This is a genomic window from Nocardia sp. NPDC057227, assembly GCF_042669725.1.
Classification (GTDB): domain Bacteria; phylum Actinomycetota; class Actinomycetes; order Mycobacteriales; family Mycobacteriaceae; genus Nocardia; species Nocardia asteroides_A.
In genome coordinates this window covers 1-18,944 of record NZ_JBHUXA010000009.1, presented here as the reverse complement: position 1 = coordinate 18,944, position 18,944 = coordinate 1, and the positions used below count along the sequence as shown (strand labels likewise).

General features: G+C 72.7%; 15 protein-coding genes. 10 read left to right on the top strand and 5 right to left on the bottom strand.

Features of this window, described 5'->3' with window-relative positions; translation table 11 throughout:
• Positions 1 to 70: 70 nt before the first annotated feature.
• Positions 71 to 2,008 (bottom strand): cellulose biosynthesis cyclic di-GMP-binding regulatory protein BcsB, encoded by a 1,938-nt coding sequence (locus ACFUJ1_RS14755; RefSeq protein WP_378645771.1) that lies wholly within the window; start codon positions 2,006 to 2,008, stop codon positions 71 to 73.
• Positions 2,009 to 2,147: 139 nt separating this feature from the next.
• Here ACFUJ1_RS14755 and ACFUJ1_RS14750 point away from each other — a divergent pair, with 139 nt between their 5' ends.
• Complete coding sequence (locus ACFUJ1_RS14750; RefSeq protein ID WP_378645769.1) at positions 2,148 to 2,720, top strand: TetR/AcrR family transcriptional regulator; 573 nt, start codon at positions 2,148 to 2,150, stop codon at positions 2,718 to 2,720.
• Positions 2,721 to 2,745: 25 nt separating this feature from the next.
• A complete protein-coding gene (locus tag ACFUJ1_RS14745; protein WP_378645768.1) occupies positions 2,746 to 3,921 on the top strand; it encodes a Cmx/CmrA family chloramphenicol efflux MFS transporter in 1,176 nt (391 codons plus the stop codon).
• A gap of 1 nt (position 3,922) precedes the next feature.
• On the opposite strand, the gene dnaE is transcribed toward ACFUJ1_RS14745, so the two are convergent.
• Together dnaE and ACFUJ1_RS14735 are read right to left on the bottom strand one after the other, a co-directional pair.
• Positions 3,923 to 7,465, bottom strand: a complete 3,543-nt coding sequence (gene dnaE / locus ACFUJ1_RS14740; RefSeq protein ID WP_378645766.1) for a DNA polymerase III subunit alpha — start codon at positions 7,463 to 7,465, stop codon at positions 3,923 to 3,925.
• Between the two features lie 324 nt (positions 7,466 to 7,789).
• On the bottom strand, positions 7,790 to 8,524 hold the full coding sequence (locus ACFUJ1_RS14735; protein WP_378645764.1) for a hypothetical protein: 735 nt from the start codon (positions 8,522 to 8,524) through the stop codon (positions 7,790 to 7,792).
• Positions 8,525 to 8,643: 119 nt separating this feature from the next.
• On the opposite strand from ACFUJ1_RS14735, the gene ACFUJ1_RS14730 reads away from it, so the two are divergent.
• On the top strand, positions 8,644 to 9,129 hold the full coding sequence (locus ACFUJ1_RS14730) for a nitroreductase/quinone reductase family protein (protein ID WP_378645763.1): 486 nt from the start codon (positions 8,644 to 8,646) through the stop codon (positions 9,127 to 9,129).
• Between the two features lie 142 nt (positions 9,130 to 9,271).
• Here the strand turns inward: ACFUJ1_RS14730 and ACFUJ1_RS14725 are convergent, their stop codons facing one another.
• Positions 9,272 to 10,015, bottom strand: coding sequence for a class I SAM-dependent DNA methyltransferase (locus tag ACFUJ1_RS14725; RefSeq protein WP_378645761.1), 744 nt, complete (start codon positions 10,013 to 10,015; stop codon positions 9,272 to 9,274).
• A gap of 123 nt (positions 10,016 to 10,138) precedes the next feature.
• A complete protein-coding gene (locus ACFUJ1_RS14720; protein ID WP_378645760.1) occupies positions 10,139 to 10,597 on the bottom strand; it encodes a hypothetical protein in 459 nt (152 codons plus the stop codon).
• A gap of 125 nt (positions 10,598 to 10,722) precedes the next feature.
• On the opposite strand from ACFUJ1_RS14720, the gene ACFUJ1_RS14715 reads away from it, so the two are divergent.
• From ACFUJ1_RS14715 to acs, 7 genes are all read left to right on the top strand, one after another.
• Positions 10,723 to 11,886 (top strand): sensor histidine kinase, encoded by a 1,164-nt coding sequence (locus tag ACFUJ1_RS14715; protein ID WP_378645758.1) that lies wholly within the window; start codon positions 10,723 to 10,725, stop codon positions 11,884 to 11,886.
• Positions 11,887 to 11,914: 28 nt separating this feature from the next.
• Complete coding sequence (locus ACFUJ1_RS14710; protein ID WP_378645756.1) at positions 11,915 to 12,709, top strand: LytR/AlgR family response regulator transcription factor; 795 nt, start codon at positions 11,915 to 11,917, stop codon at positions 12,707 to 12,709.
• An 80-nt stretch (positions 12,710 to 12,789) separates the two neighbouring features.
• Complete coding sequence (locus ACFUJ1_RS14705) at positions 12,790 to 13,122, top strand: hypothetical protein (RefSeq protein WP_378646085.1); 333 nt, start codon at positions 12,790 to 12,792, stop codon at positions 13,120 to 13,122.
• 1 nt (position 13,123) lies between these two features.
• On the top strand, positions 13,124 to 14,899 hold the full coding sequence (locus ACFUJ1_RS14700) for a cation acetate symporter (protein WP_378645754.1): 1,776 nt from the start codon (positions 13,124 to 13,126) through the stop codon (positions 14,897 to 14,899).
• A 141-nt stretch (positions 14,900 to 15,040) separates the two neighbouring features.
• On the top strand, positions 15,041 to 15,388 hold the full coding sequence (locus ACFUJ1_RS14695; RefSeq protein ID WP_378645752.1) for a DUF485 domain-containing protein: 348 nt from the start codon (positions 15,041 to 15,043) through the stop codon (positions 15,386 to 15,388).
• Positions 15,385 to 17,022, top strand: a complete 1,638-nt coding sequence (locus ACFUJ1_RS14690; protein ID WP_378645750.1) for a cation acetate symporter — start codon at positions 15,385 to 15,387, stop codon at positions 17,020 to 17,022. The genes ACFUJ1_RS14695 and ACFUJ1_RS14690 overlap by 4 nt, the downstream gene beginning before the upstream one ends.
• Positions 17,023 to 17,239: 217 nt before the next feature.
• On the top strand, positions 17,240 to 18,944 hold a 1,705-nt coding region (gene acs, locus ACFUJ1_RS14685), incomplete at its 3' end, for an acetate--CoA ligase (RefSeq protein ID WP_378645748.1).

The following is an 18,944-nucleotide window of genomic DNA, read 5'->3' as shown; positions in this document are numbered from 1 at the left end:
CCGCCCGGCACCGCCCGTGCGCCAGGCGGCTTCCGGTTGCGCTGTGCGCCGCGCACGGCCGGTGCCCGTCTCACGCCCGGCGGCCGGGGTTCCGGCGAGCCCGGGTGAGCAGCACCAGAACGGCACCGATCAGCCCGATCCCGAGCAGCACCGCGCCCGCCAGGAGCAGCGTGGTGTGGTCGTCGGCGGGCTGCTCGGCGGGCAGCGCGACCGGTTCCTGCAGCAGGATCGGCTCCCGGTCACCGGTCTGTGCGAGCACCCCGCCGCGCAGCCCGTACCAGCGGTCCGGCTCGGCGCGCAGCCAGTCGAGCAGCCGATCGGTGGCGGCGGGGTCGCCGGTGGAGGTGGCGACCAGCAGCATCCGGTCGCCGCTCCAGGCCGCCTGCAGCGAGCCGAGCCGCTGCCCGGGCAGCTGCACGCTCTGCGCGGGGCCACCGTCGGCGTCGGCAACGGTGACGCTCGGCCCGACCACGGTGAGCGGGAGCTCGAGCAAGTCGGGCAGCCCGCCGTCGGCCGCGATCAGGACGGCGGGGCGGTCCGAGTTCAGCGCGGCGTCGAGCGGGACCAGCTCCGGGCGCAGCGGCGCGAGCGTCATCCGCTGCAACCCGGTGAGCAGCCCGAGCGCGCGCCCGGCGTCGGCCAGCGTGCCCTCGCTCAGCCCGACCTGCACGGCGGGCATGAGCGCCTGCGGCAGCGCCTCGAACCCGCCCGGCACCGGCGGCACCCGCCGCACGCTCTGCACCGTGCTCTCCGGGTCGAGGGTGAGCGTGACCGGCTGCGCCGCGTCGCAGCCCGCGGCCCCCGCGACCTGCAGCGCCACCTCGACCTCGGTGAAGCGGCCGAGCAGCCGGTCCGGGACGTCGATCCAGCGGTCGATGCTCCCGGAGCCGTCCACCGGCCAGTGGTCCAGCGTGCTGTCCCCGACGGCGACCGTGAGCTGGCCGTTCGTCCCGTCCGGCAGCGGCGTGTAGTTGCCGCGCAGGTGGATCCGCACGGTCCCGGAGGGGCGGCCGAGCCGGGTCTGGTCCACCGCGATCGGGATCCGGACCCGGCCCTGGCCGGTCCCGCTCAGCGTGGTGACGCCGAGTTCGCGCAGCGTGACGCTGTCCGGCGCGAGCTGCGGCGCCGGGGCCAGCGACCCGGCGACGGCGTCGGTGTCCGCGGCGATCCAGGCCATGTTGCTGGTGATCAGCCTGGCCTGGGTGCGCAGCTCAGCGCCGCGTCCGGTGACCGCGAGCACCGGGCCGCCCGGGGCCGTCGTCCGCAGGGTGGTGCCCGCGGTGTCCGCCTCGGTGATCACCACCCGGCGCTCCAGCAACCCCGGCTGCTCCGCCGGAATCGCACCGCCGGGACCGAGCGGGCGCAGCTCCACCGCGACGGTCTGGTTGGCGTACCTGGCGACGACGGCGGTGCCGAGCTCGAGCGCGGTGGCCGTCTCGTCCGCCGACGGGGTGGCGGGCAGGTACAGGGTGAGCCGGTTCAGCACCGGTGGCAGGAAGTCCGCGATCACCGCGGGCTGCGTCTCGTCGCCGGTGTAGTCGACGGTGGCGTCCACCAGGGCGAGCGTGCCGCCCCCCGCGGCGCACCAGCCCGCGCCCATGGCGGTCAGGTGCGAGTGCAGCGTGACGGTGGCGGCGCCGTTCAGCACCGGAACCCCGGCCAGCGGCAGGCTCACCGGCAGCGTGGCGCTGCCCGGCGGCACCTCGACCGAGCCGACCACCCGGCCCTGCACCTCGACATCGATCCGCCCGGTCCCGGCATCCGGCGCGACCTGCAGGGTGCCGCGCAGCGCGGCGGGCGTCATCCCCGGCGGCACCGGAACCACCAGCGCGACCACGTCGTCGCGGCCGTCGAAGGTCTGCACGGCGGTCAGCCCGAGCGCGGGGAGCGGGAACTGCGCATCCTGCCGCAGCGGCGCCGCGGCGGCGGGCGCGGCCAGCACCAGCACCGCCGCTCCGGCCGCCGCGCAGCGCGCGATACCGGACCGGATCGAACCGGCGACTGTCATGCCCACACCTCCACCACACGAGCCGAGATCAGGACGAACGACCCCAACCATAGGGCCGAAAGTCCTGGTCACCTCGGTATCAGCGGTGCGTGTCTCCGGTTTTGAACCGATCAGTCCAAAACTCTGCTACGGTTTCCGGGTGCCCCGCCCCCGCAGCTTCGACGAGGACCGCGCGATCGACGCCGCCCTGCGCGCCTTCTGGACCGCCGGTTACGAGGCCACCTCCACCGAGCAGCTCTGCGCCGCCACCGGGCTCGGCCGGAGCAGCCTCTACAACACCTTCACCGGCAAGCGCGAGCTGTTCGAGCGGGCTCTGCGCCGCTACACCGAGCGCAAGAACGCCGCACTGGCCGAGCTGCTCGCCGCGCACGGCGCGCGGGCCGGGGTGCGCGCACTGCTGGAGCAGGTGGTGCAGGCCCCCGCCGACGACCCGCCCGGCTGCCTGGTGGTGAACACCCTGGTGGAGCTGGCCCCGCGGGACCCGGCGGTGGCCGCGCTGCTGCGCGCCGACGGCGGACTCCGCCGCGATCTGCTCGCCGCCGCGCTGACCGCCGGGCAGCGCACCGGCGAGATCACCGCCGACGTCCCGGCCACCGACCTCGCCACGGCGGTGATCACCGCGGTCACCGGCATGCGGGTGGCCGCCCGCGGCGGCGCCACCCGCGCCGAACTGGCAGCCACCGCCCGCACCGCGCTCCGCATGCTCGACTGAAAGCAACACCGGGGGAGGAACTTCCGTGCCGTTCGCCGTCTACATCCTCGGCGCAGCCATCTTCGCCCAGGGCACCTCGGAGCTCATGCTCGCGGGGCTGCTCCCCGGGCTCGCCGCCGACCTCGGCGTCTCGATTCCGCGGGCTGGGCTGCTCATCTCGGCCTTCGCGCTCGGCATGCTGGCCGGGGCGCCGATCCTCGCGGTGCTCACGCTGCGGGTGCCGCGCCGCACCGCGCTGCTCGCCTTCCTCGGCGTCTTCGTCGCCGCGCACCTGGTCGGCGCGCTCACCGGCGACTACGCGGTGCTCTTCGGCACCAGGGTGGTCGCCGCCTTCGTCTACGCCGGGTTCTGGGCGGTCGCCGCCACCACCGCGGTCGAACTGGTGCCCGCGGAGGCACGCGGCCGGGCCATGAGCGTGGTGGCGGGCGGGCTCACCCTCGCCACCGTGCTCGGGCTGCCGCTCGGCACGGTGCTCGCGCAGCACTGGGGCTGGCGCTCCGCCTTCCTCGCGGTCGCGGCGCTCACCGCGGCCATCGCGCCCGCCGTGCTGCGCTGGGTCCCCGCGGCGCGGCCCGGCCCCGCGCCCCGGCTGCGGAACGAGCTGCGCGCCATGGCGAATCCGCGGCTCTGGCTCTCCTACGGCAGCACCGCGCTGGCCACGACGGCCGCGCTGGTCGTCTTCGCCTACCTCGGCGCGCTGCTCACCGAGCGCACCGGGCTCGCCGCCGGCTGGGTGCCGGTGCTGCTCGCGCTGCACGGGGTCGGCGCGATGGCCGGGATCGCGCTCGGCGGCCGCTTCGCCGACGCGCACCCCTTCCGCACCCTCTACGCGGGGTTCGCCGGGGTGGCGGCGACCGCCGCGCTGCTCGCGCTCCTCGCGCAGCACCCGATCGCCGTCGCGGTGCTGGTCCTCTGCTTCGGCGCCTGCTGCTTCGGCACCAACCCGGCGCTGAACACCAGGGTGTTCACGCTCGCGGGCGGCGCGCCGACGCTGGCGACCGCGGTGAACGTCGCCGCCTTCAACGTCGGCATCACCGCGGGCCCCTGGCTCGGCGGGCTGCTGCTGACCGCCGGGTACGGCTACCCGGCCATCGGGTGGCTCGCCGCGGCGGTCGCGCTGCTCGCGCTGGGCAGCGTCGCGCTGGCGCAGGCGCTGCACCGCCGCGCGGAGAGCGCTGCGGCGCAGCGCGTCCCGGTATAGCTCAGCCCGCTAGGCAGCCGGGGCCGAGCAGCGCCTTGAGGTCGCCCATGAGCGCCGACGACGGCGAGACCCGGAAGCTGTCGGAGAGCTTGAGCACCGTCGTCTTGTCCCTGGCCCCGACGTGCCGCACGTGCACGTCGGCGGTGCCCGGGTGCCTGATGAGCACCCGCTTGAGCTCGCCGATCTTGTCCGGCGTGCACATCCGGGTGGTCACCGTGACGGCGAGCGGCTTGGCGACGCCGATGGTGGAGAGATCCGGCACCGCGAGGTCGTTGGCGATCAGCGAGATCCGATCGTCGCGAACGCTGACCCTCGCCTTCACCAGCACGATGGCGTCCTCGACCACGTCCATGCCGTAGAGCTGGTACGACTGCGGGAAGAAGAGCACCTCGATGCCGCCGGTCAGATCCTCCAGCTGGGCCGAGGCCCAGGCCAGGCCGTTCTTGTTGACCCGGCGGTTCACCGAGGCCAGGATGCCGCCGACGGTCACCTGGGTGCCGTCCTTGAGGTCGCCCTCCAGGATGGCCGGGATCTGGGTGTCGGCCTGCGCGGCCAGCACGTGCTCGACGCCGTTCAGCGGGTGCCCGGAGACGTAGAGCCCGAGCATCTCCCGCTCCAGCGCCAGCCGGTGCTTGGACTCCCACTCGTCGTCCGGCACCGCGACATTGAAGATCGAGGTGATCGACTCGTCCGCGTCGACCCCGCCGAAGAGGTCGAACTGCCCGATCGCCTCGGCCTTCTTGGTGGTCATCACCGCGTCGATGGCGTCCGAGTGGATCAGCAGCAGCCCCTTGCGCGGGTGCCCGAGCGAGTCGAAGGCGCCCGCCTTGATCAGCGACTCGGTGACCTTCTTGGTGCAGGCCACGGTATCGATCTTGTTCAGGTAGTCGGAGAAGTCGGTGTACTTCGACTTCTCCTTGCGCGCCTGCAGGATCGAGGACACCACGTTCGCGCCGACATTGCGCACCGCGCCGAGCCCGAACCGCACGTCGGTGCCGACCGAGGCGAAGTTCAGCTCGGACTCGTTCACGTCCGGCGGCAGCACGTGCACGCCGAGCCTGCGGCAGTCCGAGAGGTAGACAGCGGCCTTGTCCTTGTCGTCGCCGACGCTGGTGAGCAGCGCCGCCATGTACTCGGCGGGGTAGTTCGCCTTGAAGTAGGCGGTCCAGTAGGAGACCAGGCCGTAGGCGGCGGCGTGCGACTTGTTGAAGGCGTAGCCGGCGAACGGAAGGATGGTGTCCCAGAGCGCCTTGATCGCGGCCTTGGAGTAGCCGTTGGCCTGCATGCCCGCCTCGAAGCCCTCGAACTCCGCGGCCAGCACCTCGGCCTTCTTCTTGCCCATGGCGCGGCGCAGGATGTCGGCTCGGCCCAGCGAGTACCCGGCCACCTTCTGCGCGACGTGCATGATCTGCTCCTGATACACGATCAGGCCGTAGGTCTCGCCCAGGATCTCCTTCAGCGGCTCGGCCAGCTCCGGGTGGATCGGCTTGACCTCCTGCCGCTTGTTCTTCCGGTCCGCGTAGTCGTTGTGCGCGTTCATGCCCATCGGGCCGGGGCGGTAGAGCGCGCCGACGGCGACGATGTCCTCGAAGGCGGTGGGCTGCATGCGGCGCAGCAGGTCGCGCATGGGGCCGCCGTCCAGCTGGAAGACGCCGAGCGTGTCGCCGCGCTGCAGCAGCTCGTAGGTGAGCTTGTCGTCCAGCGGCAGCGCGTCCAGGTCGATCTCGATGCCGCGGTTGAGCTTGGCGTTGTCGATGGCGTCGCCGAGCACGGTGAGGTTGCGCAGGCCGAGGAAGTCCATCTTGAGCAGGCCGATGGCCTCGCACGACGGGTAGTCCCAGCCGGTGATGATGGCGCCGTCCTGGGCCCGCCGCCACACCGGGATGGCGTCGGTGAGCGGCTCCGAGGACATGATCACCGCGCAGGCGTGCACGCCCGCGTTGCGGATCAGCCCCTCCAGGCCGCGCGCCGTCTCGTAGATCTTGGCGATGTCCGGGTTGGTGTTGATCAGCTCGCGAACCTCGGCGGCCTCCTTGTACCGCTCGTGGTTCGGGTCGGTGATGCCGGAGACCGAGATGTCCTTGGCCATGATCGGCGGCGGCAGCGCCTTGGTGATCTGGTCGGCGATGGCGAAGCCGGGCTGGCCGAAGAGCACCCGCGCCGAGTCCTTGATCGCGGCCTTGGTCTTGATGGTGCCGAAGGTGATCACCTGGGCGACCTTGTCGGTGCCCCACTGCTCGGTGGCGTAGCGCACCATCTCGCCGCGGCGGCGATCGTCGAAGTCGATGTCGATATCGGGCATCGACACGCGCTCGGGGTTCAGGAAGCGCTCGAAGAGCAGGCCGTGCGGGATCGGGTCGATGTTCGTGATGTGCAGGGCGTAGGCCACCAGCGAACCGGCCGCCGAGCCGCGGCCCGGGCCGACCCGGATGCCGACCTCGCGCGCGTGCTTGATCAGGTCGCCGACGACCAGGAAGTAGGCCGGGAAGCCCATCTCCAGGATGACGCTGATCTCGTAGTCCGCCCGGTCGGCGTAGTCGCGCGGCACCCCGTTGGGGAAGCGCTGGTCCAGGCCGCGGGCGACCTCCTTGCGCAGCCAGGTGGCCTCGGTCTCGCCCTCGGGCACCGGGAAGACCGGCATCCGGTCGCGGTGCTGCCAGACCTCGTCGTAGGGCTGCACCCGCTCGCCGATGCGCACCGTGTTGTCACAGGCGCCGGGCACCTCGGCGTCCCAGATGGCGCGCATCTCGGCGGCCGACTTGAGGTAGTAGCCGTCGCCGTCGAACTTGAACCGGGTCGGGTCCGAGAGCGTCTTGCCGGTCTGGATGCAGAGCAGCGCCTCGTGGTTGGTGGACTGGTCCTTGGTGACGTAGTGGCAGTCGTTGGTGGCGATCGGCGGGATGTCGAGCTGCTTGCTGATCATCAGCAGCCCCTCGCGCACCCGGCGCTCGATGGAGAGGCCGTGGTCCATCACCTCGAGGAAGAAGTTCTCCGGGCCGAAGATCTCCTGCCACTTCGCCGCCGCCTCCAGCGCCTCGCGCTCGTGGCCGAGCCGCAGCCTGGTCTGCACCTCGCCGGACGGGCAGCCGGTGGTGGCGATGATGCCTTCGGCGTGCGCGGCGATGATCTCCTCGTCCATCCGCGCCCACTTGCCCAGCTGGCCCTCGATCGAGGCCAGGCTGGAGAGCTTGAACAGGTTGCGCAGCCCGGTCGCGTTCTCCGCGACCATCGTCATGTGCGTGTAGGCGCCGGAGCCGGAGACGTCGTCGCCCTTCTGGCTCGGATCCCCCCACTGCACCCGCTTGGTGGTGAACCGGGAGGCGGGCGCGATGTACGCCTCGATCCCGATGATGGGTTTGATCCCGGCCTTCTTGGCCGAGTTGTAGAACTCGGAGGCGCCGTACATGTTGCCGTGGTCCGTCATGCCAACCGCGGTCATCCCGAGCCGGTTCGCCTCGGCGAAGAGCGGCGAGATCTTGGCCGCGCCGTCGAGCATCGAGTACTCGGTGTGGTTGTGCAGGTGAACGAAACCGGACTCGGCCAAGACGGTCCTACCTCCCAGGGTGGCGACGGGATCGGGACGCGTTTCGCTCGGCGGGAAGGCATGCCGTCCCGCCGTCGATCCGGCCCGAGTGGCCGAGTTTAGGCGTCGGCGCGAGCCGGTGCGAGCCGCCCCGCCGACGTCGCGGGACGGCCGATATGCATCCCGGCGCGTCGCCTTCGGCGCGTCGGAAGTCGTACCGATTCGGGCCGCGCCCGGCTACCACGCGACACCTGGGCGAACATCCGGCAGCGGTCGCGCTCCGGTCCGCGCGGGCGGGTGGCAACACGGCCACGCTCCGGCCCCTCGGTCGGGTGACGACAGGTCTCACCCCGTCCGCTGATCGGTGACCGGCGGCTGCGCTGCGGTGCCGCGCCCCTCGTCCGCGGCGGTCCACCCGGTGCGCCCGCCGACCCCGTCCAGCACCGCGGTCACCTCCCGGACCCGGCCGGTCCGGTCCTGCGTCGCCACCTCCACCTCCAACCCCTGCAGCCGCCCGCGCCCCGCGCCGAGCCCGTGCGCCCCGGCCAGGTGGCTGCGAATCCGCAGGTCCGGGTGCGGCCAGTCCTGCCCGGCGACCAGGAGCACCGCTTTCTGGGTGCGCACCCGCCCGGCCACCGTGCGGGCCCTGGCGGGCGGAGTGTCGACCCGGTGATCCAGCACGATCAGGTCGATCCCGTCGGTCAGCGCCGCCACCACGCCGAGCGGGTCCTGCCCCGGATCGCGGATGACGGCGAGCCGCTCCAGGTCACCGCCCATCTCGTGGAAGGCGAGCAGCCCGCGCCGCCCGCCGCCGACCAGCGCGGCCCACGCCCCGTCCGCCGTGACGGCGGCCAGCAACCCGAGCAGCACCGTGCTGGTCCCGGCATAGGTCACCGTCGACCCCTTCGCCAGCCCGCCCTCTGGAAAGATCGGCCCGAGCGCCGCGGGCACCGCCAGCACCGGGGTGCGCGCGAGCGCCGGGCCGGGGACCCGGTCGATGACGTCGCGCAGCGCGGCCACCCGCTCGGCCTTCGACATCGCGGCGAGGCGCTCCGGGTCCAGCCGGTCGCGAGCGCTCATCGCCAGATCCACTCGAACATACTTTCGAGTCTGTCATACCCTCGTGCTACAGGGAACGACCATGCGCGCCGTTCCGAGTTAGGACCCGGACTGTCCTAACCGCCCGAGATACTCGAATCATGAACAACACGGATCAGGCCGACATCACCGACTACAACGACCCGAACGCGCCGTGGAACCAGGCGTGGGATCAGGAGGGCAGCATCACCGGCTGGAACGACGACGTGATCACCGAGTTCCGGGAGAACTCGGGCAAGGTGGGCGGCGCCTACGCGGGCGGTGACCTCATCCTGCTCACCACCACCGGAGCCAGGAGCGGCAAGCGGCACACGACCCCGCTCGGCCCCCTCTACCGCGGTGAGACCCTGTACGTCAGCTCGTTCATCGAGGACAAGTACCCCGCCTGGTGGCACAACATCAAGGCGAATCAGGAGGTCACCGTCGAGCTCGGGGACCGGACGCACCGCGCGACCGGCCGGGTGCTCGAAGGGGCGGAGTACGACGAGTTCGCGGCCTGGGTTCTGGCGAACAACCCGCTGCTCGCGGACTTCCAGTCCAAGGTCGACCGGCCGATTCCGCTGGTCGTGCTCACCCTCGACAGCTGAGCGCGCGAGCGGTTCGACGGGGTGCGCTTCACCGAGCTGGTCGACCGGTTCGGACAGGGGCAGCGATGGCGCCGGCGGACGAGTGTGGACGCGCACACCTATGGTCTACCTGCTCACCGAGTGGCCGGCGCGGACCGAGCCGCTACCGGCCTGGGCCCTGCCCTGAATCGGCCTTCGCCCAGACCGAGACGTGCTGCCCGCTCTCCCCGGTGAACGGCCGCCGCTCCCAGTCCGCCCAGCGGTGCCGGAGCTCGAGCCCGGCCAGCCGCGCCATGAGGTCGAGTTCGGCGGGCCAGACGTAGCGGAACGGGATGCTGCGGTGCGTACCGCCCGCGATGTCGAGGTAGTGGCAGACGACGGCCTGGGTCGCGGGGTCGTAGTCCGAGTAGGCCCACCGCTCGGGGCCGAAGCCGAAGGGGACGACGGTCTGCCCGGCGGGCAGTTTGCGCAGTTCGGGCACCATCACCTCGACCACGAAGCAGCCGCCGGGCGCGAGCTGCCCGGCGACGGCGCGGAAGCAGGCGACCTGGGCGTCCTGCGTGGTCAGGTTCATGATGGTGTTGAAGACCAGGTAGGCGAGCGCGAAGTCGCCGTCCACCCTGGTGCTCGTGAAATCCCCGATGGTGACGCCGATCTCGGCCCCGCCGGGCTTCTCGCGCAACCGCTCGACCATCGCGGCCGAGAACTCGATGCCGTGCACCGGAACCCCGCGCGCGGCCAGCGGCAACGCGATCCGCCCCGTCCCGATCCCGAGCTCCAGCGCCCCGCCGGCACCGGCCAATTCGGCCAGTACGTCGACGGTCGACGTCACCAGTTCCGGCGCGAACTGCTCCGCCGTGTTCCGGTCGTAGGTCGCGGCGATCGCCTCCCCGAAGTAATCGATCACCCGCGGACGGTAGCGCCGCGACCGGGCCGGGCGCACCGGATTTTCGAGCGGCGGGCGATGCCGGGGCTCGAATCCGGCATCGTCCGCCGACGGGGATTCGACGTGCCCGGCGGTCCGGCTCGGTCAGCCCTGGTAGCGGGTGACGGTGAAGTCGACGGTGCCCGGCTCCGGCAGGTGCGCGGGGCCGATCGTCACGGTGCCGTCGAAGCGGCCGATCCCGGCGTGGAACAGTGCGTCCCGCCCGCTGGTGCTCCAGTACCCCGGCCCCCTGGCCGTCTTCGTCACCACCCCGGTCTCCCCGGTATCGACATTGCGCCAGGTCAGCGTGACCGGCAGCGCGCAGGGGCCGACGCCGACCAGCGTGGCCGCCACGGTGAAGGCGGCGTGCTCCGGGTAGGCGTCCCCGGTGACCGCGGTGTCCACGTAGGCCACGCACGGGCCGTCGGTGAGCGCGACCACCGGGGTGAACGGGCCACCGGTGGTGGCGGGGTTGGCCACGGCGGGGGTGGCGAACACGACCAGCGCGGCCGTCGCGAGCACGGCGGTGGCCAGTACAGCGAGCACGGGTCTGGCTGATCTCATCGGGTCCTTCTCGGGGTGGTGGGGAGGGGCTGCCAGAGATTGCCCCCGGCGCGGTCCGAGTAAACCGTCACCGAACCGTGTGCGCCCACGCCCACCCGCATAATCGACCCCATGGAACCCACCCGATGAACCCCACCGCGGTGGCGATCGTGGTGGCGGCGGCCGTGCTGGCCGGCGCCCTCCTGCTGTGGCCGAGAACCCGCCGCGTGGTCACCACCCCCGCCGAGCGCGCGGTGCACTCCGCCCTGCACACCGCGGCGCTGGCCGCGGTCCCGCTGCGCCGGGGGCTGACCGAGGAGTCGGCGGCCGAGGCGGCGCCGCACCTGCGGGCGCTGACCGGGGGCGCGGCGCTGGGGGTGGCGGACCCGGGGGGAACGGTGCTGGCGTGGGACGGCCCGCACGCGGCGCTCGGCGCGACGTTCGGGGCGGCGGCGGCGCGGGCGGCGGCGGGCGGGCGGGCGGTGCTGGTGGCGGGGCCGGGCGAGCAGGCGGGGCGGACGCTGGTGGCCCAGCCGATGCTGCTGCCGGACAACGAGGTCACCGGGGTGCTCGGGGTGGTCACCGAGGAGCCGCCGGGGCCGGGGATGCTCGGCGCGCTGGCGGAGGTGGCGCGGTACGCCTGCGGCCAGTTGCAGCTGGCGGAGCTGGACGCCTCGCGGGCCAGGCTGGACCGGGCCGAGGTGCGGGCGCTGCGCGCGCAGATCAGCCCGCACTTCATCTACAACGCGCTGAACACCATCGCCTCGTTCGTGCGCACCGACCCGGATCGGGCGCGCGAGCTGATCCTGGAGTTCGCCGATTTCACCCGCTACTCGTTCCGAGCGGCGGGCGAGTTCACCGTGCTCGCCGACGAGCTGCGCAATATCGAGCGCTACCTGGCGCTGGAGCGGGCCAGGTTCGGGGACGCGCTGCAGGTGCGGCTGCGGGTGGCGCCGGAGGTGCTCGGCGTGGTGCTGCCGTTCCTGGCGCTGCAGCCGCTGGTGGAGAACGCGGTGCGGCACGGGCTCACCGGGTCGGGAACGGTGAGCATCGTGGCGGCCGACGCGGGCACCGAGTGCCTGATCAGCGTGGAGGACGACGGCGCGGGCATGGACCCGGAGCTGCTCCGCTCCGGCGAGCTGGACGCCGTCACCACCGGCGAGTCGGCGCACGTCGGGCTGGCCAACGTGGACGACCGGCTGCGCGCGGCCTTCGGCAACGACTACGGGCTGGTCGTGGAGACCGCGCCGGGCGCGGGGACCAAGGTGAGCCTGCGGGTGCCGAAGTTCCGGCCGGGCGTGCGGGTGTGACGGCGAATCCTTCTACGATGGGACCGCTGTGACCGCCACCACCCCACCCGGCGCCGCCCTGCGCGTGCTCGCCGTCGACGACGAGAAACCGGCTCTGGACGAGCTGGTCTACCTGCTGCGGGCGCAGCCGGAGGTGGGCGAGATCCACGCGGCGCGGGAGTCGACAGCGGCGCTGCGGCTGCTGCGGCAGCACCCGGTGGACGCGGTCTTCCTCGACATCAACATGCCGGGGCTGGACGGGATGGAGCTGGCGGGCATCCTCCGCGAGTTCGCGCACCCGCCCGCGGTGGTCTTCGTGACGGCGCACGACGATCGCGCGGTCGCCGCCTTCGACCTCGGCGCCGTCGACTACCTGCTCAAACCGCTGCGCACCGAGCGGCTCGCTGAGGCGGTGCGCCGGATCGGGGCCGCGCGCTCGGCCGCCGCGCCCCCGGCCGCCGCGCAGCGCCCCGACCCGGCCGAGGTGATCCCGGTGGAGCTGGGCGGGGTGACCACGCTGGTGCACCGGAGCAGCGTGAACTGGGTCGAGGCCGACGGTGATTACGCCAGGCTGCACACCAGCGCGGGCTCGCACCTGGTCCGGATTCCGCTCTCCGCGCTGGAGACCCGCTGGCGGGACGCCGGTTTCCTGCGCGTGCACCGCTCCTACCTGATCGCGCTGCGGCTGGTGACCGGGCTGCGCACCGCGAGCGGGGCCACGCTGGTCTGCCTGCGCGCCGAGGGCGCGGCGGCCGCGGTGGAGCTGCCGGTCAGCCGCAGGCAGCTGCGCGAACTCAAGAACCGCCTCGTCCACGGTCCGCGGCAGAACTGGACCGGCCGGTGACCGGCCCGGAGAACCCGCGGCTCCGGCCCGAGCCACCGCGCCACCCGGTGGGACCGCCGCGTCCCGCCGCCCGGCAGCGGGTGGTGCTCGCCGAGCGGCGCGGCGCCCGCCGGGTGCGCACCCGCAGCGAGGTCGCCGAGCAGACCGAGATCGGCGCGGTGCTGATCAACGGGCTGATCCGGGCGCAGCTCGGGCTTGCGCTCCGGATCGGGCTCGTCGTCGTGCTCGCGCTCGGCGCGCTGCCGATGCTCTTCGCGGCGGGCGCGCCCGCCACGCTCACCGTGTTCGGGGTGCGGCTGCCCTGGCTGCTGCTCGGCGCGGCGGCGTATCCGCTGCTCTACGGGGCAGGCCGGCTGTACCGGCGGCTGGCCGAGCGGAACGAGCAGGACTTCCTGGAACTGGCCGGGGACTGAGATGCCAGGCACCGCCCCGCTGCTCACGGTGGCCGCGCTGCTGCTCGCGGCGCTGGTCACGGTGGCGCTGGGGGTGTACGGGGGGCGGCTGGCGCGCACCACCTCCGACTTCCTGGTCGCGAGCCGCAGCGTCGGCCCGCGCTGGAACGCGGCCGCCATCTCGGGCGAGTACCTCTCCGCCGCCTCGTTTCTCGGCGTCGCCGGGCTGATCGCCAAGTACGGCGCGGACGCGCTCTGGTACCCGGTCGGGTTCACCGCGGGGTACCTGGGGCTGCTGCTCTTCGTGGCCGCGCCGCTGCGCCGCTCCGGCGCCTACACGGTGCCGGACTTCGCGGAGTTCCGGCTCGGCTCGGCACGGCTGCGCAGGCTGGCCGCGGTGGTGGTGGTGCTGATCTGCGCGGTGTATCTGATCCCGCAGTTCCAGGGCGCCGGGCTCACCCTGCGCATCCTGCTCGGCTGGCCGGAGTGGGTGGGCGCGGTCGCGGTCGGGGTGATCGTGATCGGCAACGTGGCGGGCGGCGGCATGCGCTCGGCCACGCTGGTGCAGGCCTTCCAGTACTGGCTCAAGCTCACCGCGGTCGCGCTGCCCGCGCTGGTGCTGGCCGGGCACTTCCTCGCCGAGGAGCGGCCGCTCGGCTCGCCCGCGCCACCGGTGCTCGCCGAGCGCACCACGGTGGACATCAGCACCGACGTGGTGGTGCAGGTGGCCGGGGTGACCGCGGCAACGGTGCGCGGCACGCTGGACGGCGCCGCGGTGGACGGCCCGGTCGAGCTCACCCCCGGTGACCACGAACTCGGTGCGGGCACCGACCTGGTGCTGGAGCCGGGCAGCGCGGTCCCGGTTGTGGCCGGCGCGCCCGCGGACGGTGCGGGCTGGCTGCGGCCGGGCGGCGGGTTCGGCGGCACCCACCCGGCATACCAGGTGTATTCGCTGATCATCGCGACCTTCCTCGGCACGATGGGGCTGCCGCACGTGCTGGTTCGCTTCTACACCAACCCGGACGGGCGGGCGGCGCGCAGCACCGCGCTCGCGGTGATCGGGCTGCTCGGCGTCTTCTACCTGTTCCCGGTGCTGCTCGGGGTCTTCGCCCGGCTGTACGTACCGCAGCTGCTGATCACCGGCACCTCGGACGCGGCGGTGGTGCTGCTGCCCGGCGCGGTGCTGAGCGGGCTGCCCGGGCAGCTGCTCGCGGCGCTGGCGGCGGCGGGGGCGATCGCGGCGTTCCTCTCGACGTCGTCCGGGCTGCTGGTGGGGATCGCGGGCGTGCTCGGCACCGACGTGCTGCGCGGGCGGGTCCGCGACTTCCGGTTCGCGGCGGTGGTGGCCGGGGTGGTGCCGCTGCTGCTCTCGCTCACCGTCGTCTCGCTCGACCTCTCCCGGACGGTGGCGCTGGCCTTCTCGGTGGCGGCCTCGACGCTCTGCCCGCTGCTGGTGCTCGGCATCTGGTGGCGCGGGCTGACCGCGGCCGGGGCGGCGGCCGGGCTGAGCGCGGGCGGGCTCACGGCCGGTGCGGCCACGGTGGTCTCGGTGACCGGGGGCGTCGACGCCGGCTGGGCGGGCGGCTGGCCTGCGGACATCCTCGGCTACCCGGCGGCGATCAGCGTGCCGATCGCCTTCGCCACCATGGTGCTGGTGAGCCTGGCGACCCGCGGGCAGGACCCGCGCACGGTCGGGCGGATCTTCGTGCGCATGCACGCGCCCGAAAAGCTCGGCATGGGCGCGGATCGGGAGCACGGAGTCCTCGGAAAGGAGCCGGGCGACCCCGCCGGGCGCTGACCGCTCGCCGCGCGCCGCCGACCGCTCACCGCACGATCCCACCCCTTCACGGAGTGACCTGGGCCACATGCCCCGGACACCCCCGCCCCGGAGTTACGGTCATCCGCTGTCAGCCACGTCACACGACAGGACTCCCCCCGGATGACCAGTACCGACCTCGGCGGCGCACAGCCGCCGACCCCGGCCGAGTTCGCCGCGGCGCACTCCAGCCCCCAGTTCCAGGAGCTGCGAAGCCGCCTGCGGCGCTTCGTGTTCCCCGTCTCCGCGCTCTTCCTGATCTGGTACCTCGCCTACGTGCTGCTCGGCGCCTACGCGCACGACTTCATGGCGACGACGGTGGTGGGCAATATCAACGTCGGGCTGCTGCTCGGCCTCGCCCAGTTCGTCACCACCTTCCTGATCACCGGGCTGTACGTGCGGTTCGCCAACCGCGAACTCGACCCGCGCGCGGCCGCCATCCGCGCGGAGCTGGAAGGAGACAAGGCGTGAGCACCGCTCCCCTGCTGGCCGCCTCGGCCACCGTCGGCAACCCCGCCGCCAATATCGCCATCTTCGCGGTCTTCGTCGCGGTGACGATGGTGGTGGTGATCCGGGCCAGCCGCAACAACGCCACCGCCGCCGACTACTTCACCGGCGGCCGCGGCTTCTCCGGCCCGCAGAACGGCATCGCCATCGCGGGCGACTACCTCTCCGCGGCGTCGTTCCTCGGCATCGCGGGCGCCATCGCGGTCTACGGCTACGACGGCTTCCTGTACTCCATCGGCTTCCTGGTGGCCTGGCTGGTCGCGCTGCTGCTCGTCGCCGAGATGCTGCGCAACACCGGCAAGTTCACCATGGCCGACGTGCTCAGCTTCCGGCTGAAGCAGGGGCCGGTGCGCACCGCGGCGGCGCTCACCACGCTCGCCGTCTCGCTGTTCTACCTGCTCGCCCAGATGGCGGGCGCGGGCGGCCTGGTCGCGCTGCTGCTCGACATCTCCGATCGCACCGGGCAGTCCGTGGTGATCGCGGTGGTCGGCCTCCTGATGATCGTCTACGTGCTGGTCGGCGGCATGAAAGGCACCACGTGGGTGCAGATCATCAAGGCGGTGCTGCTGATCACCGGCGCCGCGCTGATGACGGTCATGGTCTTCGCCAAGTTCGGCTTCAACCTCTCCGAGATCCTCGGCAGCGCGCAGCAGGCGGTCAGCGGGTCGGCGAACGAGAAGGTCGCCGCGCGCGACGTGCTCGCGCCGGGCGCGCAGTACGGCGGCAGCGAGACGTCCAAGCTGAACTTCGTCTCGCTCGGGCTGGCGCTGGTCCTCGGCACCGCCGGGCTGCCGCACGTGCTGATGCGCTTCTACACGGTGCCCACCGCCAAGGAGGCGCGGCGCTCGGTGGTCTGGGCCATCGCCCTGATCGGCGCCTTCTACCTGTTCACCCTGGTGCTCGGATACGGCGCCGCGGCCATCGTCGGCCCGGACAGGATCCTGGCCGCCGCGGGCGGGCAGAACTCGGCGGCCCCGCTGCTCGCCTTCGAACTCGGCGGCGTTGTACTGCTCGGCGTCATCTCCGCGGTCGCCTTCGCGACCATCCTGGCGGTGGTCGCCGGGCTCACCATCACCGCGTCGGCCTCGTTCGCGCACGACATCTACGCGAGCGTCATCAAGAAGGGCCAGGTGGACGAGCGCAAGCAGGTTCGGGTATCGCGGATCACCGCGGTGGTGATCGGGGTGCTCGCGATCGGGCTCGGCATCCTGGCCAACGGGCAGAACATCGCCTTCCTGGTGGCGCTGGCCTTCGCGGTCGCGGCGGCGGCGAACCTGCCGACCATCCTGTACTCGCTGTTCTGGCGGCGTTTCAACACCACCGGCGCGCTGGCCAGCATGTACGGCGGGCTGATCTCGACGATCGTGCTGATCGTCTTCTCCCCCGCCGTCTCCGGCAGCGCGACGGCCATGCTGCCGGACGCCGACTTCGACTGGTTCCCGCTGTCGAACCCCGGCATCGTCTCGATTCCGCTCGCCTTCGTGCTCGGCATCGTCGGCACCCTCCTCGGCAAGGACGACGAGGATCCGGCCAAGGCGACCGAGATGGAGGTGCGGTCGCTCACCGGCGTCGGCGCCGAGAAGGCGATCTCGCACTGATCCCCGCCACGCGCCGCGCGAGACGTCCTCGTGCGGCGCGTGTCCGGCGTGCGGGTCGCTTCGCCCTCGCGCGAGTGTCGATTCGCTCGCGCGAATCCGGCGCGCCCCGTCGCGCCGGACGAAAACCGTTGCGCGGCGGCGAGTGGCCCGTAGTGGCCGATCACTCGCCCACGCCCCCACCGACGAAGCCGCTTGCGGCGTTAGAAAGGAAAACCTCGTGACCAGCGCACCCGAGCTGCCCACCACATACGCGCCGACGGCGGAGTTCGTCGCCACCGCGAACGCGGGCCCCGAACTGGCCGAACGCGCGCAGGCGGACCGGCTCGCGTTCTGGGCCGAGCAGGCCGACCGGCTGCACTGGGACCGCAAGTGGACCGACGTCCTCGACTGGTCGAACGCCCCCTTCGCCCGATGGTTCACCGGTGGCCGCCTCAACGTCGCCTACAACTGCGTCGACCGCCACGTCCACGAGGGGCGCGGCGACAAGGTCGCCATCCATTTCGTCGGCGAACCGGGCGACACCCGCGACCTCACCTACGCCGACCTCCTCGAAGAGGTCTCCCGCGCGGCAAACCACCTCGAGTCACTGGGTCTGGTGCCCGGCGACCGGGTGGCGATCTATATGCCGATGATCCCGGAGGCGATCATCACCATGCTGGCCTGCGCCCGCCTCGGCCTCACCCACTCCGTGGTCTTCGCCGGCTTCTCCCCCGCCGCACTGCGCTCCCGGGTGGACGACGCCGCGGCCCGGCTGGTGGTGACCACCGACGGCCAGTTCCGCCGCGGCGCCACGGCCGGGCTGAAACCCGCTGTGGACGAGGCACTCTCGGCGCCCGGGCACACCGTGGAGCACGTGCTGGTGGTGCGCCGCACCGGCCAGGACACCCCGATGACCGCGGACCGCGACCAGTGGTGGCACGAGACCGTCGGGCAGGCGCCGGCCGAGCACACCCCGGAGTCCTTCGACAGCGAGCACCCGCTCTTCATCCTCTACACCTCCGGCACCACCGGGAAGCCGAAGGGCATCCTGCACACCAGCGGCGGCTACCTCACCCAGGCCGCCTACACCCACCACTACGTCTTCGACCTCGACCGGGAGCGCGACGTCTACTGGTGCACCGCCGACATCGGCTGGGTCACCGGGCACACCTACATCGTGTACGGGCCGCTGGCCAACGGCGCCACCCAGGTGGTCTACGAGGGCACCCCGAACTCACCGGACGAGCACCGGCACTTCGACATCATCGACCGCTACGGCGTCTCCGTCTACTACACCGCGCCGACCCTGATCCGCACGTTCATGAAGTGGGGCAGGCAGATTCCGGACGCGCACGACCTCTCGACCCTGCGCGTGCTCGGCAGCGTGGGCGAGCCGATCAACCCCGAGGCGTGGCGCTGGTACCGCGAGGTGATCGGGCACGGGAAGACCCCGATCGTGGACACCTGGTGGCAGACCGAGACCGGCGCCATCATGATCTCCCCGCTGCCCGGCGTCACCGCGGCCAAGCCGGGCGCGGCCATGACCCCGCTGCCGGGGATCTCGGCGCGGGTGGTGGACGAGGAGGGCAACCCGGTGCTGCTCGGCGAGACCGAGGCCAACGGCTACCTGGTGCTGGATCAGCCGTGGCCGGCCATGCTGCGCGGGGTGTGGGGCGACGACGAGCGCTTCCGGGAGACCTACTGGGCCAGGTACGCCGATCGGGGCTGGTACTTCGCCGGCGACGGCGCCCGGCTCGACCCGGACGGCGACCTCTGGGTGCTCGGCCGGGTGGACGACGTGATGAACGTCTCCGGGCACCGGATCTCCACCGCCGAGGTGGAATCCGCGCTGGTCGGGCACTCCGGCGTGGCGGAGGCCGCGGTGGTCGGCGCGAGCGACGCGACGACCGGGCAGGCCATCGTCGCCTTCGTCATCCTGACGG